We start from the raw sequence: 21,582 nt of genomic DNA on the forward strand, positions 1-21,582 counted from the left end.
TTGGGTGTCCTACGGTTATAGTAGAAGACGTTCTTTCGAAGAATTGTGTACGGAATGTGTGACAAAATCATAAGTTTCTGCATGGATTTTAGCAGAAGAAACAAGAACTTAAGTTTGATCTAATGGTGCCCTGGGGCGGAATCGAACCACCGACACGAGGATTTTCAAACATTCTGCACTCAAAGCCAGTCAAGGCCGGTTGGAGTATCTTGAGACGCATTGAGACGGCTTAACGTCTTAAAACTCAAAGATAAGTCTAAACTAAAGTGCGACATTCTGACGCACCTCGTGTCTCAGGTTGTCTCACGCTGTTTCAGGCAATCCAACGGTCTTTGCAGTCCCGTGCAGTCCCGCTTTGTGTCTCGTGGTTTGGCCAATGTCCACCTCGTAATCAATACGAGGAACGCAATGAATACCACCCAAAATTTGACGGACAAACTGGTCCAGAACATTAAAACAGATAAATCCCGGCTCCAGATCACAGATGCAAAGACCACTGGCCTGAAACTCCGTGTTTCGCGCTCTGGTCACAAGTCGTTTGCCCTAATGATCCGAGGTAAATCTGGGAAATACGAGACATTTACCATCGGTTCCTATCCGGATGTTTCTCTGAAGAAGGCCCGCGAAATCGCAATTCAGATCCGCGTAGACCTGAAAATCAACGGAGAGCATAAACCGACTTCGCCATGCGTTGCGCGGAAGGAAAAAATCACATTACGGCAGTTGCTGGATGAGGTTCAGCCCGTTTTTGCAAAAACCAAGAAAAGCTGGCGTCCCCGTGGAGGTGCTGAATCGTCAGCCTATACTCGAAACACGATTGAGCGCGTCTTCGGATCTTTGCTGGACAAACAGGTCGAGAGTTTAACAGCAGAAGGCTTCGGCGTGGTTGCCAATGCCTATAAGCCTGTCCGCCCTCTTAATGGCAAAACTACAGCGAACGGCCAAGTGTCGAGGGCATTGTCTTATCTTTCCCCGGTTCTGGATTGGGCTGCACATCGTGGTCGCAAATTCGGCAAGATTGGTGCAGGCCGCGCCACCCGACTTGACGTGGCCGAGTTACGACGCATTCACGATCCCGCAAGCGATGACCCCACTATTAAGGGCAAGCGAGAACGCGTTTTGAGTGTTGAGGAGATCGCCGCAATTGTCCCTCTTCTGCAATATCCAGCGCCGTTGAAAATCCGCCGCCGGAACATGCTACCAAGTAACGATTATGGACCAGCCGCCATGCGATTTTTGCTGCTGACCTTGGCACGCCGCGAGGAAGTCGCCAATACGCGCTGGTGCGATATCGACTTCACCAACGGCGTTTGGACCAAGCATGAAGTGAAGGATATTACCGGCAAGGGACGCAGCCAACGCCTGCCACTATCTCAAGCTGCCTTGGACCTACTCAAGACATTGCCAGGTTACTCCAAAGGGGCGCGCGATGCATTCGTGTTTCCAAACCGGGGCGGTGGAAAGCTCGACAACTGGAACCGCATTGCGGAGCAAATCCAAAAAGGTAGCAAAACCCGCGACTGGACACGGCACGATCTGCGCCGTACGGGTGCAACCTTGTTGGAAGAATTGCAGATACCCGTCCAAACAGTTGAGGCGATTTTGGATCACACCAATCGCTTCGCCACCGCCGGTGTCAGCGGCTCTGCAGGGCACTATATGGTCGCCACTCGGATCCTAAACCAAACCGAAGATCCGAAAGTTGTCGCACTGAACAAGTTAAGCGCTGCGCTGGACCACATCGTGGATGGTGCGCATTCGCCGGTATCTGAATAGGACACCGGACGGACGGACGCCTCTCTTTTAGAGAGCGTCCGTCCGTCCGGCTCCCCCGTAAAAAAATCCGGATATTGTTCACCTTTTGTTTTTCGCCCGGACATCATCGCACCATATCCTTTTTGGCACCGCGAGTTGTGCCGTAACCAACAGAAAATGTGGAAATAAATGAATATTGAAACTCAGCGCAAAGCCGCAAATCCCGAGCAACCCCTGCGCATTTTGGGGCAAGAAACCGTGTCGGCAAACAACCATAAACCAAACCCTGATCCCGACTATATCGTTCAGCGTTTTTTATTCCCCGGCGAAGTCAGCATGTTCGCCGGCCCCTCCAATCTCGGCAAGTCAGCAATCGTCGCCAGCATTGCCGCACATGTGGCAATGGGGCGTAACTTTTGCGGCATGCGTGTTTCGCGCGCTGCAATCCTCTACGTTGCTGCCGAGGCTGCAAAAGGTGCTCTAAAACGAGCTTATCCATTTTTGAGCCAAACGTCTGCAAGAGCTGCGGCATTTGAGGTCTTGGATATGGCTGTTGACCTGTCAAACCCTGATGAGGTCAAACAGTTTGCCGCCGATGCTGCAAAGTTCCGCGATCATCATGGTTGTACTGATCTGCTGCTCGTGTTCGACACCTTGAACCTTTGCATGGGCGACGGTGACGAAAACTCCTCCCGCGACACAGGACGAGTGCTTGCCAACGCAAATTACATTGCCAAAACGACCAACGCTCACGTCCTCATCGTGCATCATATGGGAGCTTCCGAGTCATCAAGACCGCGAGGTTCAACTACGTTGACCGCCAATGTGGATACGGGCTTCACTCTGCACAAAGCTGATGACAACCAACCTGATGGCACAGTCTTCATTCGCGTCAACAAGCAACGTGAAGACGAAAAGCCTGCTCCGATGGCCTTCCGGATCAAAGGGTTTGAAATTGGTGAGAATAGACACGGGGAGATGACAACCGTGCCTTGGGCTGTGCCGTTCGAGCCGGGAAGTTCTCTTGTCGAAAAGAGCCGCCCGAAGGCCTTCAAAAAAACTGGGCCGTCAGTTTCATCTCTTCGTTCAGAAGAACTGCTCCGTGTTATGATTGATCTGCACAAGCAAGATGTTCAAGCATGGCACAAGCCCAAAGATCTCGGCGAAATGTCAGGCGAACCATTCAATGGGATTCGCTCGAATGCAGACACCATGCGAAAGAAAGTTCGTGGAGCTTTGGACACGCTTTTGAAAGAGGGCAAAATTGAAGAATGCGAACAGGGGGTAAGATTGCGGTCTGCACGCCCTCCCGTGGAAGGGGACAGTCCTTACAGCCCGCTTCACTGACGTTGATCACGCCCCCGGACGCGGGGTTTCCCATCACTGATTGCCGCCCCCGTTTTTGGGGGCGTTCTCTTTTTGTAGTGACCAACACGGTCGACAAATAGGTCGACAACCTCGGTTCCAATCCTCTCCAGCGTTTCGGGAGTGAGGGAGTTGAGGTCCAGATCCAACATGCGGTGTATTGCGCAATGCTTTGAAAGCATCGTCAGCGTCTGGATACTGTGCTTACGCTTGTCAGCGAGTATATCGGGATTTTTAGATTGCATGGTTCGGTTCCTATGTTCCTGTTGAAAGGAGATAGGGAAGGCGCACAACGGATAAAAAGCTTCGCAATTTTATCCCCGCCACCCTCACGGATTAGATGGCACTTTTTTCATTTCGGCATTCGGTCAAGACATTTTCGGAAAGGCGCACGGAAGAATCCCGTGCAGCAGAACAGGGTCAAACAGCAGCTCATCTTCGTTACATCACCCGTCCAAAGGCGGCGCGTGTGGTAGTGCAGGAGCGGCTTTCAGGCGGCACACAGGCCAGAGCAGCCACCCTTGCCGAGGACGAAGCACAGAGGCGCAAGGGACGGGTCTGTGAGCGGTTTGTCATTGCTCTGCCATCAGAGGCATCGCGCGAGCAGAGGGAAGCCCTGACACGGGCTTACGCGAAGCAATTGAGCAAGGGCATCGCCGGGTATGTCGCGGCCATCCACGACCAGCATGGCAACGACACGAAGAACCCGCATGCCCATTTCGTGTTCTTCGATGTTCAGCAGAAGACTGGCGGGCGGGGAAGGCCAAAGAGCGCGCTTGGCTTTGCCAAAAAGAATGCCATAGAAAACGCTGCGCGGGCGTGGGCTGAGCTTCATAACAGGATGATGCGCGGTTGGGGCTTTGGGGAAGAATCCGAGATCAGCCACCTGTCATATGCAGATCGTGGCATCGACAGGCTTCCTACGATCCACGAGGGCGCAAGTTCCCGGGCAACGCCGACAGCCAAAAAAACAAGCAAAGAGAAATGGAAATACATCGACCAAGGCCACACGCGGGCTGAGGCCAACGCAGTCATCCGTGAAATCAACAAACTGAAAGAGGAGAAGGAAGATGCAGGAACCGTTCGATTGGGAACAGGCCATGGAAACGACACGGCGCAGCGCAACGGCGGCGTCGCAGAACAGCGAGAATTCGGTGGCGGGCATGTCAAAGCTGCTGCGGGAAATCGACCGCCATTCAATCAAGATCGCGAGCCTGACCGAAACCATCGACCAATTGGCATACAAGCAGGAACAGCAAGTGGCCGCCTCCAAAGCCGCCCTCAACCACGCCCAGGGCGACAACCGCCATTCTTGGCGGCTGCCCGCCTTGGGCTTGCTCGCAGTTTTCGCCGTGGGCGTAGTTTTCGGCGAATTTATCGTGAACTAATTATGCTACGTGATACTCTTAGGGCGCAGCTACTGTCTCACTTGGCGCAACAACAGTTTTCCCTGTCAGCATTGGTGCGCGACAGTCAGATAGGAGCACAGCCAAAACCGACAAAGCCCCGCATAGGCGGGGCAGAGCGTTAAGTGTAGAGGTCAAACAGAACTGACTATCCTGCCAAGAGATAGCCCTTAATGGGCTATGATTCTTTCGAGGTCAGATTGACGCCAGCGCGATGAATGGCCCAGTTTGATGGCGGCCGGGAAGTCACCGCGCTCAATGTCGCGATAGATGCTGGCCCGAGACCGACAGAGTATTTCGCAAACGGTTTTCATATCAACCAGACGGTCTCCGGGTTGTTTTGGTTGCTTGTCGTGCATATCTAATTCCTAACATTGAACTCGTGGCGGGGCCACGAGTTCAATGTTGGCCATCTTTATCAAACCCGAAGAAGAAACACGAAAACACCTTACCTAATGTCGGTTTGTCCGTGTGAGCCGTGTTTTGTTCAAGGCGATCTTGCGCCCGTATGCGTTCAGCCTGGCCGCGCTTGGATGCAAGGTAGGAACGAAAATCCAGCTTTCAACCCGTTCATCCGCACGATGGTGGTCATCCCATCCATAGCGGTTGACGGAACGGCTGGCAGGGTGTTGCGCAGAAAGTGGCAATATCCGCTTGACCATGTTAATTTTTCCCGCCACAATTGTGGTGTCAAAAATTAACATGAGCAGGCTTCAATGGAATCTCTACGACCCGTCACGGTAACCGACCTTTACGAAGGGGATATTCTTCTCACGGAGCTGGAATTGAAACGTGATCAGTTGATCGCAGCAGGCCATCATGCACTTGCGGCGCGTGCGGGTGCATCTCCGTTTCATCCCGCGAACGCGGCAGGCTACTTCTCTTACGCCGATGGCGTCAAAGGGCTGCGCTTGGAATGCATTGGCGATGACTGGGAGTTTTTCAGGAGCGAAGGAGTTGAAGGCATCTGCAACAAGAAGCTCAAGAAGCGTGTTCTTTTTGCAAATGTCCATGAAGCTTGCGGGAATGACGACCCCCAGGCACGTTCCCGAAAAGGTGCCGGATCAGAGCGCGTTGCGTGCGGTGATATGTTTGATGCAGCGGGAATCGATCTTCCAGTCAGCGTTGTGAAGTTCACTGGCGACTACAAGACCTACTACCTCATGGTGGATCAAAACGGTGCGATGGAGTTGAGCCTTCCGATTGTGAAGGCGGGTGGTAACTTCCTGCGTTGTGTCGAGAGAATCTTTCTGATTGATGGGAATGACCTTGACGAGATCGACTTCGGCGTCGATGAACCAGCCGACGATACCGACCTGGATATTGTCCTGACTCGGAAATGACGTAAAACACTATGTTTAGCAGCAAAAGACTTAGCCTCGCCAGAAAACGGCGGAGGCTGACAGCGAAAGGACTCGCAGAGGGTGCGGGCGTCTCTCCTGTTACAATCACTCGATTGGAAAACGGCCAAAACGAAGCCGAACCCGCGACAGTGGAAAAACTTGCAGATGTCCTTGGCTATCCAACGGACTTTTTTTTCAAGGAAGAACCCACGCCTCTGACCAAAGAGATTGTAAGTTTCCGCAGCCTGAAAAGTATGAGCGCCAAGGAACGTGATGCCGCGTTGTCTGCTGGCGAGATCGGTGTGGAGGTCTATACTTGGTTGGATAATCACTTCAATCTACCGTCGTTGAATCTCCCTCCTTTTGACCCGGAATTGACGCCCGAAGCCGCCGCCGAGGCACTGAGACAACATTGGGGTCTCGGGTATGACCCTATCCAGAACCTGCTAAAACTACTTGAGGCAAAGGGTATTCGTGTTCTTGGATTGGAGGAAAACACTGCCAATGTGGATGCATTCTCCTTCTGGCAAGACGACAGCGCTTATGTCTTCTTGAACTCTTACAAATCTGCTGAGCGGAGCATATTTGATGCCGCGCACGAGTTGGGCCATCTCGTGCTGCATAAACACGGCGAAACCTCTGGCGCAAACGGAGACACACGGTCAGTTGAGATGGAGGCCAACAGATTTGCTTCAGCATTCTTGATGCCTGAAGAAGACATTCGCGCCCGAATGCCGCGCCTTATTACGGCAGACCTCATTATCAAAGCCAAGAAGCGGTGGCGCGTATCTGCTATGGCGCTGGCGTATCGTCTGAGCCACTTCAACAGGCCATTGCTGACGGAATGGCAATATCGTTCAATTTGCATTGAGTTGGGCAAGCGCGGATACAGAAGCGCGGAGCCAGATGGGATCGTTAGAGAAACCTCTGTTCTCTGGGGAAAGATTCTGTCTGAGCTGTGGTCAGATAGGAAGAACCTTCAGAACCTGGCTGACGATCTATTTTTGCCAGTAAGCGAAGTGGAAATGTTGCTTTCAGGGATATTGCCCCGAACAGATCAAAGTGCTGCTGGTAGCGGCGATGAACGCCCAGCTTTGCGTATCGTTGGGTAAAGTGTGATAGCTTGCCCTGCTGGTTGCGAGACGTCAGCAGGCGCACCATGTCGTCAAAGGTGGATGATCTCAATGTTACCCCATTTTTGATCAAGGTATTCAGCCAATAGTCGTCGATGGCAAAAGTGGGGAGTGTCCTCACTGCACAGCAAACAACACCCGTCCAAATCCGCCGGGCGCAGTTTCTCAACTTTCCGTTTCATCATGAGATCAAGATACTGGTTTTCATAATTTGACCAGTCGATCTTCTTTTTCTTGTATGCATCAAGCATTGGCTTTGTTGGAGCGAAGTTTGGCGCGTGCAGGTAGTCCATATTGCAAAGACTTCTGGCGAAGAATTTGAGGTCGTCCCGTTTTGCAAACCCCGCCAACTGCGAAACATTATTCAAACGAACATCGACGAGCTTACGGGATTGGGCCTCCTTCAATCGACCAAAGAAATGCTCGGCAGTGGTTTTCGTAAATCCGATAGTAAACACTTGAACCATGTTGTCTTCATCCTTCCCGCCGGTAGGCAACTTGCTTTTCACGACCTTCATAGGCCCGAGCAATCAGATCATCTTCAGAATCGAGCATGTCGCCTCTGGGTGTTCCAAGAATGTCGAGCACCCTCAGCATGGTATTTCTGTGTGGTTCCAGCGTCCCATCACCAAGGATGTGGCTGATCTGCGCACCTCGCTCTTGTAGCACCTTCGAAACCAAAATCGTTCGATGGCACTCAGTAGGGTCACGCTCAGAGCACATGAGTGCAACACGATAACGCTGGCTTCCATCCTCAACACGCTGGATGCCCGACAGGAAGAGGGACGTTTTGGCCAGTTTCTTGTAGCTCACGGTGTTGTCGATGTAGCAAGAATCATCTTCGGACCTTGCGCCAAGCTCCTTCCCCAAGAATACATAGGCAATCCCATTCTCTTTGAGCGCGTTCTTCAGAGTATCTGTGTTGAAATGCGGCGCATGGCGACTGTATGGTGAAGACCTTACGTCTGCCACCGCGGTAACTTGGTTCTTCGACAGCAAGCTTAAAAAGCTCTCAAAAGGCTGCGTCGAGTGCCCCACTGTATATATGCTTTTCGCACCTTCCATAAAGTCAAACTATCAAGCCAGCGACCAACTTGGAAGCTGTGCCCCGCTTCTCCCAAACCTTTGCTAAGCTTACGCAGAGGATTGGATATTCAAGCGTATGAGACGCCCCAGCGCCGGTGTTAAATCTTTGAAACTGAACTGGGTCAGTGAGCTTGATCTTGTGGCTCACGCCTGCCCAAATGAAACTCACCCATAGATGATCCTCGCCAGAAAACGGATTGTGGATCACTTCAACTGTTGCGCTCTCAGGCTGAATGAGAATGAGCGAACTTGTCGCTGCATTCGCAAAAATAGCTTTCAGCTCGTCCTTGCGCCCGTTGTAAGTGCTACCAGCTGGGCCCCAAAGCGCTCTGTTGGAAGGCGCAACAGCATCTTGGGCTTGTGCCGGGCTTAATTGCCCCACTTTCTTCCAGCGAACACCTGCAGAAATCACCCAGTTTTCGGTTTGATGTTGCTCTGGATGGTGTGCGTCAAAAGTTATTTCAACCACATCCAATAAAGCAAGTTGGGTGCCATCGGCATACGTCTTCTCGTCAACATTGATTGCTTGATCGCCGCGATTACTAACGGGTCTAACCCAATCGCCAAATACGCCGTTATTGTATTCGATCCCGGCTACGCAGCTTCCGCCCGGGCGAAATGAGTTTGCCAAGCAAACAATTGTTTTTGTTGTGGGCATAAAATGACTCCGAGTAATGCAAGGTCAAGTTAAGGGTTAGTGCAGCGACTTCAAGATCGCCTGACGCTAAATAGCTGCGATCCTGCGCCGCAGAGTCGTTGGGTAAAGCTCGATAAGGGCGCTCACTGGTTCCCAACAACAAACGCATATGAAATAATGATATGCAGTCCCGGTGCAGTCCAGGGTAATCAACCAAAGAGGTGCAACAGCGGCCAAATCGCCAACACATTGCTTTTACTTGTAAAAAGTGGTGCCCGGGGGCGGAATCGAACCACCGACACGAGGATTTTCAATCCACTGCTCTACCCCTGAGCTACCCGGGCATGGGAAAGGCTGTTCGCCTTGGGTGTGGGCGGTTAAGATGCTGTGAACATTAGATAACTTAAGTAGAGCTTGTGTTCTCCTTAGAGTGTGAAGCAATAGGAATGGATTGGTTTAGTCAAGCGAAAGAAACCATTGATATGCTCTATGGTTTCAAGTGTGTGACAAGATGTGTGACAGCTACAAAAGGGCTGAGGTCAGGTTGTAGGGGGTCAGGTACCGTACTGGAATTTTCCTGTAGTACCATCACTGAAATCAACATCAACGATGCCACCAGCCATACCTGTTCTGGTCGTTTGTGCTGTACCAGTCCTGCCATCATCGCAGGTAAATGTGGCCCGTTGAACCTTAGCCGTGCCTGTCGGTGTCTCCCCTGTGCAAATGACTGATCCATCGGAGAGCGTAAATTCGTCTAACGTGAAATAACCTGTCCAGCCCTTACCGTCACTGGTCACCCCAGAAGCGGGTATCGACAGTGAACTACATGCCCCAAGAGATACCAAAGCTACCACACCTAATTTCAGTTTGGATTGAAAGTTGATCATTAGTTCGTTCCCATACCTATATCATTCAATAGTTTGTACCCTCTGTTAGTCAAACAACGGTCTACAATGCGGTTTGGACCATATTTCACAAGAGTCGCATATTCACTTCCAGCAGTAGCACCACCAGCAGCGCCAGCGGCAGCACCAGTGGCAATTAGATTTCCTTGGTTTGCTGACCCGGTGCCTACAGCAGCACCGACAAGTGCACCACTTACAGCCCCAACCATTAGGTTAGTAGCTGCCTGTTGAGAGGCCTGTTTCTCATATTTGGCCTTAGCTGCTGATGCTATGCCTCGACATTGTACAAGGTCCGGCTGAAATGCTGCCATGTCTGTTGAATATGGATCGACCACGGGTTCATAAGTCGCAAGTGAAGGTGGGGCGCAGCCAGAGGAGATCAGGATTAGATTAATCAAGATGAAGTATTTTTTCAATGCAAAGCAACTTCCATGAGTGCAAAATAGGTTTATTTGAAGCTACAGTACAGCTTATAGGTGAAATGTAAATTAGTCATTTTTTACAGTGGTATAAGGGTGGGTGGAGAAGCTACACAACTTGAAGAAGCTGGCGTTTCCAAAAACATTTCGGCACGTTTGATAGGTCACGAACTCAAGACCATGACATACGGACTGTACTCTGGCGGTGTGACGTTCGGAATGCTTCAAGATGCAGTCGAGATGCTGGACTGGGAGAGCTGACGTCATCACAGTTCCACAGAGGGCCACAGAGGGCCACAGAGGGCCACAGAGGACCGCTAGTAAGCACTGTAGCAGCAACGTAAGCCCTCCCTATATGTCCCTTTGCGCCCCTTCTGGTGGCTTAGTGATGTGAATGACGGGGTAATAGTCCCTAACGCCCAGCGCAATTAGGCGCAACGGATGCCTGATCATTTGGCCTTGGCTTCAGCAGACCACTGCAAAAGGCTACACAATCAACCACCTAGGGCGAAAGCTTTCGACGGCAAGTCGTCCTTGCGGACGGTGAAGTAATGGAACAAGACTACACTTAAACTGTTCACGAAACGGCTCTACTACTTGCCAGAATGTGACAGTCACCGAAATCCAGATCCTATTGGGAGATATGAAAAGTGGCAAGCTGTTTGAGTTGCGGGAAAAAGTTTGGCTTTTTGGAAGCGGGTGTTGGTGGCCTATGTGGTCAATGCGATTACCTTGCGTCTGTAATTCCAAATGAAGTCGATGACATCGTTCAGCATGCTCACCGGAAACAAGAAATTGAAGATATCTTATTAACCACCGAGGCGGCACCTAATCTAAATATCACCAAACGTATTGAGATTGTTACTGCAGAGTGTGCCTTTGGAATGAATATGTTTAAGGATTTGTTTGCAGGTACCCGCAATGTCTTCGGCGGAAGATCGGAAGCTGTGCAAAATACAATGCGTGATAGTCGCAGATTGGCACTTTACGAGCTTAAAAAGGAAGCATACGAGGTTGGCGCTAATGCGGTAGTCGGTGTTGACTTGGATTATGTAGAGCTATCGTCAACTGGCACCATGATTATTCTAGTAGCTTCAGGAACTGCTGTTTTACTTGAACAGAACGTTGATGCGTGAGTGGGAATTATCCATTTCAAAATTATAACGACCGACTTATTCGAGCTCTGGGAACATGATCTCCGACTGATGCCCAGCATAGCTTATTTATTTAATGGCAGTGGGTAATCAATATTGGGTATTCCAGATTATCAGCTACCCCAAGCTCTGGACGAAGCAACAAAGGTCACTCCTGCAAATGTTGTGGGCATTAATGAGTTTTGAAAGTCATACGCTGCCCCTCTGAGAGCCACTGAGAGGCCACACAGGCACACGGGTCAACACAGGAGGCAGTTAGCGAAGAAGGGCCACTACAGCCTCTCCGGGCCCCTCTCAGCCATGATCTACTTAGTTAGTGATATGTGCTTCCCTCTTCCAAGCCTATCGTCTCTAAGGATTTTGCCATCATCCATTAATAGACCTAAGATACTATATGAGAGGTAGTCCTTCGCCCCTCCGCCGTAGCTACTTTGTAAGCCTAGAGCCTTGGCAGTATCGGCATTAGTAATCCCTTTTGGGTTTGCTTTCGCCAGTTCAACCACAGCATCTTTGAGAAGTGTCAGGCCGATAGATGCTTTCTCTTGAACTCCACTGGGAACCTTCATGTCAGACCTGGTTGCGTTGGGTTTTCCCGATGGAATGACTGTATTGGTGAGGAAGCCGCCTGTTTGCTCGGTTCCGAAGGATGAAATTAGCTCAGATTCAAGCTTCAGAGCCTGCACTTCTGTAAGACCATCTGCCAGTATTGTAGTGACCACCTCATGCTTAGATGCTACAATTTCAGCAATTCGTCTTCCCTTTGCAGTTTCATCTACACTAGCAGTATGGTCCCAAGCTCTTGTTCCGGTTCCCTTCCCAATATAAAAGGGGAGAACAGGGTTATTGCGAGGATCTTTCAGGGCGTATATATAGTAAGATCTTGATGGCATGATTTTCTCTAATTACATTGTTATCAAAGACTTGGGGTAATTGTCTATTATATGGGAACCAAAGGTTGCCACTATAGTAATGACTTCAGATGATTCCCATTATAATTATTTACTTATAGATAGAAGCCTTTCTTTCTAATCTTATTAACTCCTGCCTCCTCTACTGAATAAGCCAACATAATATTGATCTCTTGTGGTCTATTGTGGGTGCGACAGTGTTCTAGGATGTAACGATTAGCCACTTCCCTGAAGGTCTCGATCCCAGTTTGCTGATGTGAGGCCCCTACAATCAGGCAGTCGTGCATTGGATAAGCAGGGATGCTCAAGCTGTGTAGCCTTTGGATTGTTTTCAGCACTATCTGGCTCTCGTGATAAGTAATAAACCCAGCTCCATTGTGGTGGTTTTTGTCAAGATGCTTCAAAGCTGGCACCCACTCAAGAATCTTGCCCCGATACATCTCAAATAACCATTCATCAATTCTATGCTCTCTTTGTAGTTCCTGAGAAGGTTTTCTCTTATGTGGGTTGCCGGAACCGATCAGCTCCACCCCTACAGCTTTAAGTTTAGCCCTACCTTCTTCGGCCTCGTCAGTCGCTAGGCCGTGAAACTCTGCTGATATTTCACCATACAGGTCAAACCACCCACCATTCTCTCTACCAGTATCTTTGATTTTGTAGCCCATCAGGGATGAAAAGAGGATAGGTTGAGCAGCATTCAGATCAATCTGCACGATAGGTTCGCCATCAATCCTACATTGCATCCTGTAATCACCATCTAGGCCCGTATAGGCCCCATAGAACCTACCTCCAGCATCTAGCCTACCCTGGTGGAACACACGACCTACAGAGCCACAGAAGGCCTCTGAGTGGCCATTTGAGGGGAGTTGCAATGGGTGCTGTTGATAGAATGCGTTTAACTCTTCAACCTCATCTTTAAGCCTGTGGTAAGGGCCTTTGAATGTCTGTTCTGCTTGGCGCTTGCCATACTTGGGTGATGATTTTCTATTAGCTTTTCTAATGACCTTTTCACCACGAGTTTCTGGCTTGCTGATTAGAACTTTAGGCCTTCCTACATCAATAAATTGGGAGCTATCATAGAAGGGCGTAGTCTTCAGGGATTGGTCTACTGTGTATAGTGTTGTCACCTTTTCTGAACTGCTTTTCCCGTCTTTATCCGTGATATGATCCCACGACCCAGACCCTTCTACGTGATGCAGTATCTTCCCTTGTAGCCCTGCAGCCAGACTACCGATAATCGACCAGCTAACCAAAGGATACTTAGACCAAAAGTCTTTGACCTTTGGGCAAGCCAAATGCCTGCTAGTTTGTAGGCACCAACGTGCAGTATAGAGGAAAGAGGCCATTGCATCCTTTTGGTTTTGGTTCGGTGATGGAATGTGCATTTGGTTTAAAGCTGTAGTCACCCAAATCTGCGCCTCTTGGTTGTAAGCTCGCCATGTGGGTCTATAAAAATTCACAGCTGTAGTTTCTGTAGTCATATGATTTCCTTTCAATGAGAAAACACAAACGAAAAAAGACCCCAGAAGGGTCTAAGCCTGCAGCAATGACAGGGAACGTTGTGCTAGATATTAAATGATACGGTTGATTAGCTCAGCCGCAGCTCGCCCCCTGTTAGCCGATAGATACGACTGATAGCCGCAATGGGCATATAATTGTTTTGGGGGAGACGCATATATACTTATGCCTGTCAGGAAGTCAAGATATTCTGCAGAAAGAATATGAGTGTTAGATTCTACCCTCTATGGAGCAATTCAGATCGGCACCTGCGAATTTCAAGTTAAGCCATTGTTATTAAACACTTAAGTTGCATTTTGGCTGGTGTTTGGAGGTGCGGAAGTGGCTTCATTTCCTTGTACACTTGTCTGGCTCTCGTACCTCAGTGTGGATGGCAATATCAGCCTACAGCCTGCTGTTACCGTTCCTTTGTGACCACTAAGCGGTAACATATGGGCTTATTTACTTGCAGATGTGACTAGAATCAGTTTAGTCTAGATTCAAATGTTACTGTAGGCGGGATGGATTATGGCACTTGTTGGATATCGTAGGGTAAGCACATTCGATCAGAACCTAGATCGTCAGGACCTAGGCAAAGTTGACAAACTATTTGAAGAGAAGGCTTCAGGGAAATCAGCCAAGGAACGCCCAGCGCTTCAGTTGATGATTGACTACGTTAGGGAGGGTGACTGTGTAGTTGTTCATTCTATTGACCGTCTGGCCCGAGACCTAAGAGACCTTCAGAGCATAATCGAAACCTTGAACAGCAAAGGGGTAGCTATCTCTTTCAAGTCAGAGAGCCTGACATTTTCTGCAAGCTCAGATGATGCCTTTGCTAAGCTACAACTACAGATGATGGGGGCCTTTGCTGAATTTGAACGTAATATCATTAGGAAGAGGCAAGCTGAAGGTATAGCCAAGGCCAAAACCAAAGGGGTTTACAAAGGTGGCAAGAAGCGGATCGACAGAGAGAAGGTGAAGGACCTGAAGCGAGAAGGCCTGTCCACCTACAAAATTGCAGAGGCGCTGGGCATTAGTCGAATGTCAGTCCACAGGATACTGAATGAAGAAGCTTGAATTTGTAGCTGTACGGAAGGCCCCATGTAACGGTGGGACCCTCCTGAAAATCACAGATCGTTTTCGCTTTGGCTAGTTTTCACCTCAGAATCCAAAAAAGATCATGTACTTGATGCCCCCTTCAGTCATCCAACTTTCCCACTGTTCCGTCACCGTACCAGAGCATATTATCGACACTCCAAAGCTGCTGCAGTACTCCGCCAGTTTTTTGGCCATAAGTGAAATTGGCAATATAGTTACCACCAAGAGACAAAGCCTGTACGGCCATGGCCTCTTTAACATCTCTGAGGCTTTTCAACTGGTCTTGCCCAAACCCACTATTTAGCTGTGTGCTGAGTTTCTCTAGTTCAACAAATTTTTCGGGCATTCCTTCATCAAACTTCACTCCGCCCCTTTCTGTAATAGGGGGCATATTACGCTTCCCTTTCGAATAGGACAATAACTTCATCTCTGGACCCACCAAAAGAAGGCATACTTGCTGTTGTCATAGATACGACCTCCCATCCTTGTTCAGCATAGGCGTTGATAGCCTGCTCTAGGAGTTGAGGGTCAAACTTTCCGCTGAAGAATTTATCTTTCTGTGACAGTATCTTGTACTCTTTCATATTCAAACCCTTGGAAATTATTGCTTTATATCGTGTGCTATTAGGTCGGCAAATGTTGCTTGAGTCTAATCGACGTCTTCACTTGTGGCAAACTGTAGGAAGCATCGCTATTTCTAGCCACTTGCGCAAGATTTCAGCCTTGTAGCCTTGACCATATTTAGAGCCAACACCACCCACAGTAGACCACCCACCAATTTGGTCAATCAGTTCCAAGGGGGCCTCAACCTCTCTGAGACGGTCTCTCATGGTATGTCTGAGGCTATGAGCAGTTAGGCCACCAAATCTAGCCTTCAGCCACTTATTCAAGGCATTCGAAGCATGTGTGGCCCTACACCCATCATCATGGATATATCTGGGGAAAAGCCATTCATCGTCAGACTGCCTGAGGGCCATTCTCATGGCCTCTAGCCCATGACCAACCAAAGGCAAGGAACGTTCGCTACCTGCTGTCTTGAGGCGTCTCATGGGGTTTGGGCGTATGTGAATAACCTCATTGGTTAGGTCTACATCATCCAGCCTCAACCCAACAATTTCACCAAGCCTACAACCAGTTTCCCCAAGTATAGGCATCAGCAGCCGTATCGGACTACTGGAGGCCATAGCCTCTTTGTAGCCGTCCTGTAGCTGTTCTTTTGTGAAAACTCCCCGTTTCTTTCTGTCTTGTCCTTCATCCTTGATGATCAGTCGAGAGAAGGGGTTTCGCTTTTCGACCTCTAGTTCAGAAAAACCATAGTTTAGTAGGGCGCAAATACTGTTGACCCTTCGTCTCATAGTGCCACTTGAGTTTCCACGGCTGCACAGAAGGTTCTGAAAGGCTTTGCTGTCCGCTCTGGTGTAGCTGGAAATGTCTCGGTCTCCCGCTACCTCGTACAGTGCTTGTACTGCCAGTTCGATGGGCTTTGGAGCTATCTGTTTTAGTTCAAGATATTCCCGGGCTATCTCTGACATAAGCTTGATCTTGGGTTTACTGGCCTCAAGTACCGCCTGTAGATCTAGCTTGTGATTAGAACGAAAGCTTTGATCCAGTAGGGTCGTCAAGCGCTGGGCCATTGATGAGGCTAGGGCTTCGTCTGACCCAAGCTTTAGTCGGATAGATGGGCCGTAAAGATCAACAGCCAACTTGGGTGTCCTACGGTTATAGTAGAAGACGTTCTTTCGAAGAATTGTGTACGGAATGTGTGACAAAATCATAAGTCCCTGCATTGGTTTTAGCAGAAGAAACAAGAACTTAAGTTTGATCTAATGGTGCCCGGGGGCGGAATCGAACCACCGACACGAGGATTTTCAATCCACTGCTCTACCCCTGAGCTACCCGGGCATGGGAAAGGCTGTTCGCCTTGGGTGTGGGCCTTCTAAGACGTCCATGCGGCGGTGTCCAGAGGCTTTTTGCAAGAAAAGCACTAATGTCGGATTGGCGCAGAACTATCGCCGGTCGCCTCAGCGTCAGTGGATTCTTCTATTGCCTTTTCAATGTCTTCAGGGTCATTGCTGGGGATGGCATAGCTGCCATTGAGCCATTTGGCTAAATCCTGATCGGCGCAGCGTTTGGAGCAGAAGGGGCGGTAGCCTGGCGCGGTCGGGGCGCTGCAGATTGGGCAGCTCATGTCAAAAGGTCAGCAAGGACGGTGCGGCCGCGTTTGCGCTGCAGTTCAAAATTGCCAAGATTGGTCCAGCCAACCAGGATGGTGTCTTCACTGTCGGTGCGCAGGGCTCCGCGCAGCGCACTTTCAAAGGTGCTGCGGTCCTTCTTTGGCATCGGTGCCACGTCAATCACGATCTGGCCGCCAAGTCCGCGCAGGCGCAGGGCGCGGGGCAGGTGCTTGGCACAGGCGATATTGGCCTTGGTCCCAGCCGCCAGAGAGGTATCATTGCCGGTGTTCACATCCACCGCGACCAGGGCGCGCGTGGCTTCGATGAACAGATGGGCCCCGCCGGGCAGCGGTTCGCGGATGGAGAGCGTTGTTTCCAGCGCATCCAGCACGCCGTGATGTTCGAAATCGCCGGTTTCGCGGTAGATATCCGCAGGCGCACTCCATTCGCGCCAGGCGCGCAGATGCGGGCCATCGCCTTCGGTCAGCACCTCGGTGTCGCCCTCGGCATCGGCCAGAACCTGTGCTGCCAGATCAGCCATGGCTTCGATATCCTCTGCCACTTCATCGGCATCGGTCCCCGCACAGGCAGAGCGCAGGATCATGCCATAGCTGGCCCCTTCCAGCACCCCGTGGGCGATTTCGAGCAGCCGGTCACGCTCTTCCTCGTCGCGGATGGAGCGAGAAATATTGAGCCCCGGCGCATCAGGTGTGGCAATGGCGTAGCGGCTCTTGAACAAGAGTTTCTGCGTCACCGGAATCGCCTTGCCGGGCTCGGCATAGCCGGTGACCTGCACCAAGAGCATCTGTCCCGGGGCCAAGCCCTTGACCTGGCGCAAAAAGGCGGGGCCATCCGGGGTTGACAGGAACATGCCGCCCTGGCCTTTGACGGGGCGGTCGGCGCGGGCGCGGTACACGGTGCCGGGCAGCGGTGCATCACCATCAATGAAGAAGTCTTCAAGCTTGCCATCCACCATCAACGCAGCGGCTTCGCGGCCTTGAATGTGGTCCAGAATGATCGAGCGGCCCTTCATGCGGTGGCCTCCTTGTAGAGTGTGCAGCCTGCGGCCAGCAACAGATTTGCGGTCTCGGCCAGGGGCAGGCCAACGATGCCAGTGAAAGAGCCGCTGATCCAGGGAATAAAGGCCCCAGCGGGCCCCTGAATGGCATAGCCCCCTGCCTTGCCCTGCCAGTCGTTGCTGGCGAGATAGGCGTTGAGTTCGACATCAGACAGGCGCTTCATCCTGACCTGGCTGACCACCGCGCGCTGCCAGAGCTGATCCCCCCTGCGCACGGCAACCGCCGTAATCACCTGATGGCGACGCCCTGCCAGGGCCAGCAGAAACTCAGCGGCCTGGCCCGCATCGGCGGGTTTGCCCAGAATGCGCCGTCCCAGTGCCACTGTGGTATCGGCGCAAAGCACCACGTCGCTGTCCTGGGCAGGCACAGCAGCAACTTTTTCGCGAGTGACCCGGGCGCAATAGGCGCGGGGCAATTCCCCCTTCAGGGGGGATTCGTCGATATCCGGCGGGCATATGTCATCCGGGGTGATTCCCAGTTGCGCCAAGAGCTCCAGCCGTCGTGGACTGCCTGATCCCAGAATGAACGCCATGCTTGGCTCTCCGCTATTCTTTGTGCCCGGCCTCTGTATCAGTCGGCCCTGTCTGTCAGCCTGTCATAAGCGCAGGCCGGAAAAAACAAAAGCCCGGCGGAACAGCCGGGCTTTGGTTCAATTGGTGGATCAACGGCTTACTTGAAGCGATAGTTGATCCGGCCCTTGGTCAGGTCATAGGGTGTCATTTCCACCTGGACCCGGTCGCCAGCCAGAACACGGATGCGGTTCTTGCGCATCTTGCCTGCCGTATGTGCGATGATCTCATGGCCGTTCTCCAGCTCGACCCGAAACGTCGCATTGGGCAGGAGTTCCTTCACAACACCGGGAAATTCGAGCGTATCTTCCTTGGCCATGTTGTCTCCATCTTCGCATTACCCCGCCAGTCTGCGGGAACTGCGCCTAAATGATCCCATTTGGCCAATATATCAAGGGCGCAATCACCGCTTGAGGCGGATTCTAGAGGTTTTTATCCTCTGCTCCTGCTCTGGCCAATGGCTTCGGTTGCGTACTACGCCGTCGACGCGCACATCGGCAATGGTTTTTACATCGACTTCGGCATAGGTCCAACCCGGCTGATTGAGCTCTCCTTCAGCCAGCACGCCGGTGGCGGGAAAACCGGTATCTGGCGGGCCAAAGATGCCGCCGGTGCCGACATTGTTGTCCACAGATGCGGTCCAGGGCGCCGCACCAACAACAGAGGACTGCGCAGTCACACATTGGGTTTCCAGCGCCCGCGACATGGCGCCAATCCGCACCCGCCAATAGCCGGCCAGGGCCTCGGTGCAAGAGGGCATCAAGAGGATATCTGCCTCGGCCAGCGCCCGCCCCAACAGGGGGAATTCGCTATCATAGCAGATTAGCACGCCAATTTTTCCAAGCGCCGTGTCAAAGATTTTCAACGGCCCGCCCGCCCCAATTTTCCAGGGGTCACGCTCAAACATTGTCATGATCTGCTTGTCTTGATGATCCCGTTTGCCGCAGGGGCTGTAGAATTCCGCCCGGTTGACAGGGAGATCATACCCTGCATGGACAGGGGCAGAAGCCCCTAGAATATATACATTATGTTCCGCCGCCAGGGCCTGATGAAGTGCCGCAGCTTGTTCCATCCGCTTAGATACTGCGGTAATGGATCGTTGCAGATCCGCCGCGACCTCTTCACCCGCCAGGGTCGATAGCTCCATCGCGCCATATTCGGGAAAGACCAATAGATCCGCCCCCTGGGTCGCGGCCTCAGCAACCCAGGCAGAAAGTTTGTCTTCGTACTGCGCCCAGTTATCGAACCAATCAAGCGGATATGCTGCAGTTGCAATTTTCATCGGATCAGGCCCTCACGTTATCTCTGGTTTGGCGCAGCAAGACAGAGCCGAGGTGAAATGACAACCACTGCACTGGCTTTGCGCAGGCCAAGCTGTCTGACAGAGGGAGTATGTTTGAAATTGCAACTGTTCGTGCCTGCCCGTGCGGCTGCCGACCCATTCCCAAGCGAAACGAACACTGGCTCCTGCTTGGGGATATCCGCGTTTGCGTCGCCAAGGGCGAGCGGGGCGTGATTTGTGGCGCGTACGGGCGCACGGGGGAGTGCCCCTTGCAAAGGCGGAGGGGGGAACCACTTCTACAGGCCTGGAGACTTCGGCAATAGTTGCGATTCGGTGTCGCAAATACTTTGTGAAACGCTTGATAAAATACCTTGGCAATATGCCTGGCGTGGCCGACCAATGGCATGCGGGTCGCGGTGTCAACCTGCCAGACAGCACCAAGGCGACGCTCAGGGACTTTCAGCACTTTTTGATAGTCTCGCGGATTGGGGCGCCTCTGGCGCATCACACTTCAGCGCGGTGGCCATGTCGCTGAAACGGCTGACGATGGTGTCTTGGCTTATGTGATCTCTTGAGGGGGGGGCCAGCGGGCGGTGAGATGCTTGATGATCTGGTCGCGGGTCTGGCGATAGCTGTCCAACTTGGCCGCACGGGTTTCGCCCAGCCCGGTTGGGTCCATGATGGGCCAGTATTCGACCTCTAGATGAAAGACGCGCGTCAGTTCCAACGCCCGGCGTTGGCTCGCGGGCGAGAGCGCCACCACCAAATCAAAAGAGGAGAGATCGTCGCCCCATTGCTCCATCTCGTCGAAAGAGCGTGACCTATGACGCGATAACTCCACATCAATCTCTTGACAGACCGCAATGCAAAAACCGTCGATCTCAAGATCATTCTTGACGCCAACGGATTGCACATAGGTGCCAGTGCCATAGAATTTCTTCATGATCCCCTCGGCCATGGGCGAGCGGACCGCGTTGTGGTCACAGCAGAACAGGATGGACTGCGGCAACTCCTTCACCCGTCAGCCCCCGAAATGCAGCACACAGATGAGCGTAAAGAGCCGACGGGCAGTGTCGGTGTCGACCTCTGCTTTGCCTTCCAGGCGCTCTTGCAGCACCCGGCTGCCTTCGTTGTGAATGCCACGCCGTGCCATGTCGATGGTTTCAATCTGACTGGGCGGCAGTGTCTTTACCGCAGAAAAATAGCTCTCGCAGATCTGATAGTAGTCCTTGACCACTTGGCGGAAGGGAGACAACGATAGATGAAATTCTGCAGCTTTCGCCCCAGCTTCGGTTTGCAGATCAAAGACCAAGCGTTTTTCACGAATGGCAAGACCCAGGTGGTAGGGGCCGTCAATTCTTGAATGCCCGTCGCGGGAGGGCAGGGTAAAGGAGTTTTCCTCAATCAGGTCATAGATCGCCACCTTGCGTTCCTGCTCGATCTCAGCAGTGGGCGGGGGGAGGTTGCGGTCGTCCAACTCGATTTGACTGATGCGGCTCATGGCGTTTGATCTCTGACGGGATAGCGTTTCATTCAAGTCCTAAGCTATGGCGCGATCTGGGGCAAATGCCCAGTTCTCAAAACAAGCATTTGCCCAGCAGAAAGGCAGCATTATATTTGCGTCATTTTTCTATGAAAAATGCACGCATGCCTTCGGCGAGGATATTTCGGGCCAAATGAAGCTGGCGTTTGCAACCGAATCTTTTCTAGCCTGTCTGCGCGGTACAGGCGGGGACGCCGATGACCGCGCCAAGTGAAGCCTCCCGGTTTTG

Annotated in this window: 28 protein-coding genes, 2 tRNA genes and 1 pseudogene; 9 read left to right on the plus strand and 22 right to left on the minus strand. The window is 51.6% G+C overall.

Going from position 1 to position 21,582, the window contains the following annotated elements:
- Positions 1–408 precede the first annotated feature (408 nt).
- Together P2081_RS09870 and P2081_RS09875 are read left to right on the plus strand one after the other, a co-directional pair.
- Positions 409–1,776, plus strand: a complete 1,368-nt coding sequence (locus P2081_RS09870) for a tyrosine-type recombinase/integrase (protein ID WP_278922706.1) — start codon at positions 409–411, stop codon at positions 1,774–1,776.
- Positions 1,777–1,944: 168 nt separating this feature from the next.
- Complete coding sequence (locus P2081_RS09875) at positions 1,945–3,102, plus strand: AAA family ATPase (RefSeq protein ID WP_278922707.1); 1,158 nt, start codon at positions 1,945–1,947, stop codon at positions 3,100–3,102.
- Here P2081_RS09875 and P2081_RS09880 read toward each other — a convergent pair.
- Positions 3,096–3,365: a hypothetical protein gene (locus tag P2081_RS09880; protein ID WP_278922708.1), complete on the minus strand. Its 270-nt coding sequence runs from the start codon at positions 3,363–3,365 to the stop codon at positions 3,096–3,098. The genes P2081_RS09875 and P2081_RS09880 overlap by 7 nt on opposite strands.
- Positions 3,366–3,460: 95 nt before the next feature.
- On the opposite strand from P2081_RS09880, the pseudogene P2081_RS20965 reads away from it, so the two are divergent.
- Together P2081_RS20965 and P2081_RS09890 are read left to right on the plus strand one after the other, a co-directional pair.
- Positions 3,461–4,012, plus strand: a pseudogene (locus P2081_RS20965) (MobA/MobL family protein); the annotation flags it as partial.
- A 178-nt stretch (positions 4,013–4,190) separates the two neighbouring features.
- Positions 4,191–4,508: a hypothetical protein gene (locus tag P2081_RS09890; protein WP_278922710.1), complete on the plus strand. Its 318-nt coding sequence runs from the start codon at positions 4,191–4,193 to the stop codon at positions 4,506–4,508.
- A 188-nt stretch (positions 4,509–4,696) separates the two neighbouring features.
- Here the strand turns inward: P2081_RS09890 and P2081_RS09895 are convergent, their stop codons facing one another.
- Together P2081_RS09895 and P2081_RS09900 are read right to left on the minus strand one after the other, a co-directional pair.
- Positions 4,697–4,885, minus strand: coding sequence for a helix-turn-helix transcriptional regulator (locus P2081_RS09895; protein WP_313790340.1), 189 nt, complete (start codon positions 4,883–4,885; stop codon positions 4,697–4,699).
- 93 nt (positions 4,886–4,978) lie between these two features.
- A complete protein-coding gene (locus P2081_RS09900) occupies positions 4,979–5,230 on the minus strand; it encodes a hypothetical protein (RefSeq protein WP_278922711.1) in 252 nt (83 codons plus the stop codon).
- 12 nt (positions 5,231–5,242) lie between these two features.
- Between P2081_RS09900 and P2081_RS09905 the strand changes: the two genes are divergently transcribed.
- Both P2081_RS09905 and P2081_RS09910 read left to right on the plus strand, forming a co-directional pair.
- A complete protein-coding gene (locus tag P2081_RS09905) occupies positions 5,243–5,869 on the plus strand; it encodes a hypothetical protein (RefSeq protein WP_278922712.1) in 627 nt (208 codons plus the stop codon).
- A gap of 11 nt (positions 5,870–5,880) precedes the next feature.
- Positions 5,881–6,981, plus strand: a complete 1,101-nt coding sequence (locus tag P2081_RS09910; protein WP_278922713.1) for a helix-turn-helix domain-containing protein — start codon at positions 5,881–5,883, stop codon at positions 6,979–6,981.
- A 53-nt stretch (positions 6,982–7,034) separates the two neighbouring features.
- On the opposite strand, the gene P2081_RS09915 is transcribed toward P2081_RS09910, so the two are convergent.
- The 6 genes from P2081_RS09915 to P2081_RS09940 all read right to left on the minus strand — a co-directional run bounded on the left by P2081_RS09915 (position 7,035) and on the right by P2081_RS09940 (position 10,046).
- On the minus strand, positions 7,035–7,520 hold the full coding sequence (locus P2081_RS09915) for a DUF488 domain-containing protein (RefSeq protein WP_278922714.1): 486 nt from the start codon (positions 7,518–7,520) through the stop codon (positions 7,035–7,037).
- Complete coding sequence (locus P2081_RS09920) at positions 7,477–8,067, minus strand: DUF488 domain-containing protein (RefSeq protein ID WP_278922715.1); 591 nt, start codon at positions 8,065–8,067, stop codon at positions 7,477–7,479. The genes P2081_RS09915 and P2081_RS09920 overlap by 44 nt, the downstream gene beginning before the upstream one ends.
- Before the next feature lie 4 nt (positions 8,068–8,071).
- A complete protein-coding gene (locus tag P2081_RS09925) occupies positions 8,072–8,746 on the minus strand; it encodes a dual OB domain-containing protein (RefSeq protein ID WP_278922716.1) in 675 nt (224 codons plus the stop codon).
- Between the two features lie 248 nt (positions 8,747–8,994).
- A tRNA-Phe gene (locus tag P2081_RS09930) sits at positions 8,995–9,069 on the minus strand.
- A gap of 210 nt (positions 9,070–9,279) precedes the next feature.
- A complete protein-coding gene (locus tag P2081_RS09935; RefSeq protein WP_278922717.1) occupies positions 9,280–9,612 on the minus strand; it encodes a hypothetical protein in 333 nt (110 codons plus the stop codon).
- Positions 9,612–10,046, minus strand: a complete 435-nt coding sequence (locus P2081_RS09940; protein WP_278922718.1) for a YMGG-like glycine zipper-containing protein — start codon at positions 10,044–10,046, stop codon at positions 9,612–9,614. Before P2081_RS09940 ends, P2081_RS09935 begins: the two co-directional genes overlap by 1 nt.
- Before the next feature lie 746 nt (positions 10,047–10,792).
- Between P2081_RS09940 and P2081_RS09945 the strand changes: the two genes are divergently transcribed.
- Positions 10,793–11,185, plus strand: a complete 393-nt coding sequence (locus tag P2081_RS09945) for a YbjQ family protein (protein WP_278922901.1) — start codon at positions 10,793–10,795, stop codon at positions 11,183–11,185.
- A gap of 323 nt (positions 11,186–11,508) precedes the next feature.
- On the opposite strand, the gene P2081_RS09950 is transcribed toward P2081_RS09945, so the two are convergent.
- Complete coding sequence (locus P2081_RS09950; protein ID WP_278922719.1) at positions 11,509–12,093, minus strand: GIY-YIG nuclease family protein; 585 nt, start codon at positions 12,091–12,093, stop codon at positions 11,509–11,511.
- Between the two features lie 113 nt (positions 12,094–12,206).
- Complete coding sequence (locus P2081_RS09955; RefSeq protein WP_278922720.1) at positions 12,207–13,592, minus strand: hypothetical protein; 1,386 nt, start codon at positions 13,590–13,592, stop codon at positions 12,207–12,209.
- A gap of 544 nt (positions 13,593–14,136) precedes the next feature.
- Between P2081_RS09955 and P2081_RS09960 the strand changes: the two genes are divergently transcribed.
- Positions 14,137–14,685 (plus strand): recombinase family protein, encoded by a 549-nt coding sequence (locus P2081_RS09960; RefSeq protein WP_278922721.1) that lies wholly within the window; start codon positions 14,137–14,139, stop codon positions 14,683–14,685.
- A gap of 121 nt (positions 14,686–14,806) precedes the next feature.
- On the opposite strand, the gene P2081_RS09965 is transcribed toward P2081_RS09960, so the two are convergent.
- From P2081_RS09965 to P2081_RS10015, 11 genes are all read right to left on the minus strand, one after another.
- Positions 14,807–15,070, minus strand: a complete 264-nt coding sequence (locus tag P2081_RS09965) for a hypothetical protein (protein WP_278922722.1) — start codon at positions 15,068–15,070, stop codon at positions 14,807–14,809.
- A gap of 28 nt (positions 15,071–15,098) precedes the next feature.
- On the minus strand, positions 15,099–15,290 hold the full coding sequence (locus P2081_RS09970) for a DUF4177 domain-containing protein (RefSeq protein WP_278922723.1): 192 nt from the start codon (positions 15,288–15,290) through the stop codon (positions 15,099–15,101).
- Between the two features lie 78 nt (positions 15,291–15,368).
- Positions 15,369–16,409 carry a tyrosine-type recombinase/integrase gene (locus P2081_RS09975; RefSeq protein ID WP_278922724.1) on the minus strand — a complete coding sequence of 347 codons (1,041 nt, stop codon included), beginning with the start codon at positions 16,407–16,409 and terminating at the stop codon, positions 15,369–15,371.
- A gap of 124 nt (positions 16,410–16,533) precedes the next feature.
- Positions 16,534–16,608: transfer RNA gene (locus P2081_RS09980), tRNA-Phe, on the minus strand.
- Between the two features lie 82 nt (positions 16,609–16,690).
- Positions 16,691–16,894, minus strand: coding sequence for a DNA gyrase inhibitor YacG (locus P2081_RS09985; protein WP_278922725.1), 204 nt, complete (start codon positions 16,892–16,894; stop codon positions 16,691–16,693).
- A complete protein-coding gene (locus tag P2081_RS09990) occupies positions 16,891–17,913 on the minus strand; it encodes a ribonuclease E/G (protein ID WP_278922726.1) in 1,023 nt (340 codons plus the stop codon). The genes P2081_RS09985 and P2081_RS09990 overlap by 4 nt, the downstream gene beginning before the upstream one ends.
- Positions 17,910–18,491, minus strand: coding sequence for a Maf family protein (locus P2081_RS09995; RefSeq protein WP_278922727.1), 582 nt, complete (start codon positions 18,489–18,491; stop codon positions 17,910–17,912). The genes P2081_RS09990 and P2081_RS09995 overlap by 4 nt, the downstream gene beginning before the upstream one ends.
- A gap of 137 nt (positions 18,492–18,628) precedes the next feature.
- Positions 18,629–18,847: a translation initiation factor IF-1 gene (infA, locus tag P2081_RS10000; RefSeq protein WP_005620785.1), complete on the minus strand. Its 219-nt coding sequence runs from the start codon at positions 18,845–18,847 to the stop codon at positions 18,629–18,631.
- Between the two features lie 84 nt (positions 18,848–18,931).
- Complete coding sequence (locus P2081_RS10005; protein WP_278922728.1) at positions 18,932–19,810, minus strand: carbon-nitrogen hydrolase family protein; 879 nt, start codon at positions 19,808–19,810, stop codon at positions 18,932–18,934.
- A gap of 559 nt (positions 19,811–20,369) precedes the next feature.
- Positions 20,370–20,828, minus strand: coding sequence for an arsenate-mycothiol transferase ArsC (locus P2081_RS10010; RefSeq protein WP_278922729.1), 459 nt, complete (start codon positions 20,826–20,828; stop codon positions 20,370–20,372).
- Between the two features lie 3 nt (positions 20,829–20,831).
- Positions 20,832–21,311 carry a UPF0262 family protein gene (locus tag P2081_RS10015; RefSeq protein ID WP_278922730.1) on the minus strand — a complete coding sequence of 160 codons (480 nt, stop codon included), beginning with the start codon at positions 21,309–21,311 and terminating at the stop codon, positions 20,832–20,834.
- Positions 21,312–21,357: 46 nt separating this feature from the next.
- On the opposite strand from P2081_RS10015, the gene P2081_RS10020 reads away from it, so the two are divergent.
- On the plus strand, positions 21,358–21,567 hold the full coding sequence (locus P2081_RS10020) for a hypothetical protein (RefSeq protein ID WP_278922731.1): 210 nt from the start codon (positions 21,358–21,360) through the stop codon (positions 21,565–21,567).
- Positions 21,568–21,582: the final 15 nt, after the last annotated feature.

Origin of the sequence: Pseudophaeobacter profundi, from assembly GCF_029697505.1 — a bacterium.
In the GTDB taxonomy this organism is placed as follows: domain Bacteria; phylum Pseudomonadota; class Alphaproteobacteria; order Rhodobacterales; family Rhodobacteraceae; genus Pseudophaeobacter; species Pseudophaeobacter profundi.

Coding starts and splice junctions, on each gene's coding strand:
- P2081_RS09870 (WP_278922706.1), top strand. CDS start 409: ATGAATACCACCCAAAATTTGACGGACAAACTGGTCCAGAACATTAAA.
- P2081_RS09875 (WP_278922707.1), top strand. CDS start 1,945: ATGAATATTGAAACTCAGCGCAAAGCCGCAAATCCCGAGCAACCCCTG.
- P2081_RS09880 (WP_278922708.1), bottom strand. CDS start 3,365: ATGCAATCTAAAAATCCCGATATACTCGCTGACAAGCGTAAGCACAGT.
- P2081_RS09890 (WP_278922710.1), top strand. CDS start 4,191: ATGCAGGAACCGTTCGATTGGGAACAGGCCATGGAAACGACACGGCGC.
- P2081_RS09895 (WP_313790340.1), bottom strand. CDS start 4,885: ATGCACGACAAGCAACCAAAACAACCCGGAGACCGTCTGGTTGATATG.
- P2081_RS09900 (WP_278922711.1), bottom strand. CDS start 5,230: ATGTTAATTTTTGACACCACAATTGTGGCGGGAAAAATTAACATGGTC.
- P2081_RS09905 (WP_278922712.1), top strand. CDS start 5,243: ATGGAATCTCTACGACCCGTCACGGTAACCGACCTTTACGAAGGGGAT.
- P2081_RS09910 (WP_278922713.1), top strand. CDS start 5,881: ATGTTTAGCAGCAAAAGACTTAGCCTCGCCAGAAAACGGCGGAGGCTG.
- P2081_RS09915 (WP_278922714.1), bottom strand. CDS start 7,520: ATGAAGGTCGTGAAAAGCAAGTTGCCTACCGGCGGGAAGGATGAAGAC.
- P2081_RS09920 (WP_278922715.1), bottom strand. CDS start 8,067: ATGGAAGGTGCGAAAAGCATATATACAGTGGGGCACTCGACGCAGCCT.
- P2081_RS09925 (WP_278922716.1), bottom strand. CDS start 8,746: ATGCCCACAACAAAAACAATTGTTTGCTTGGCAAACTCATTTCGCCCG.
- P2081_RS09935 (WP_278922717.1), bottom strand. CDS start 9,612: ATGATCAACTTTCAATCCAAACTGAAATTAGGTGTGGTAGCTTTGGTA.
- P2081_RS09950 (WP_278922719.1), bottom strand. CDS start 12,093: ATGCCATCAAGATCTTACTATATATACGCCCTGAAAGATCCTCGCAAT.
- P2081_RS09955 (WP_278922720.1), bottom strand. CDS start 13,592: ATGACTACAGAAACTACAGCTGTGAATTTTTATAGACCCACATGGCGA.
- P2081_RS09960 (WP_278922721.1), top strand. CDS start 14,137: ATGGCACTTGTTGGATATCGTAGGGTAAGCACATTCGATCAGAACCTA.
- P2081_RS09970 (WP_278922723.1), bottom strand. CDS start 15,290: ATGAAAGAGTACAAGATACTGTCACAGAAAGATAAATTCTTCAGCGGA.
- P2081_RS09985 (WP_278922725.1), bottom strand. CDS start 16,894: ATGAGCTGCCCAATCTGCAGCGCCCCGACCGCGCCAGGCTACCGCCCC.
- P2081_RS09990 (WP_278922726.1), bottom strand. CDS start 17,913: ATGAAGGGCCGCTCGATCATTCTGGACCACATTCAAGGCCGCGAAGCC.
- P2081_RS09995 (WP_278922727.1), bottom strand. CDS start 18,491: ATGGCGTTCATTCTGGGATCAGGCAGTCCACGACGGCTGGAGCTCTTG.
- infA (WP_005620785.1), bottom strand. CDS start 18,847: ATGGCCAAGGAAGATACGCTCGAATTTCCCGGTGTTGTGAAGGAACTC.
- P2081_RS10005 (WP_278922728.1), bottom strand. CDS start 19,810: ATGAAAATTGCAACTGCAGCATATCCGCTTGATTGGTTCGATAACTGG.
- P2081_RS10015 (WP_278922730.1), bottom strand. CDS start 21,311: ATGAGCCGCATCAGTCAAATCGAGTTGGACGACCGCAACCTCCCCCCG.
- P2081_RS10020 (WP_278922731.1), top strand. CDS start 21,358: ATGGCGCGATCTGGGGCAAATGCCCAGTTCTCAAAACAAGCATTTGCC.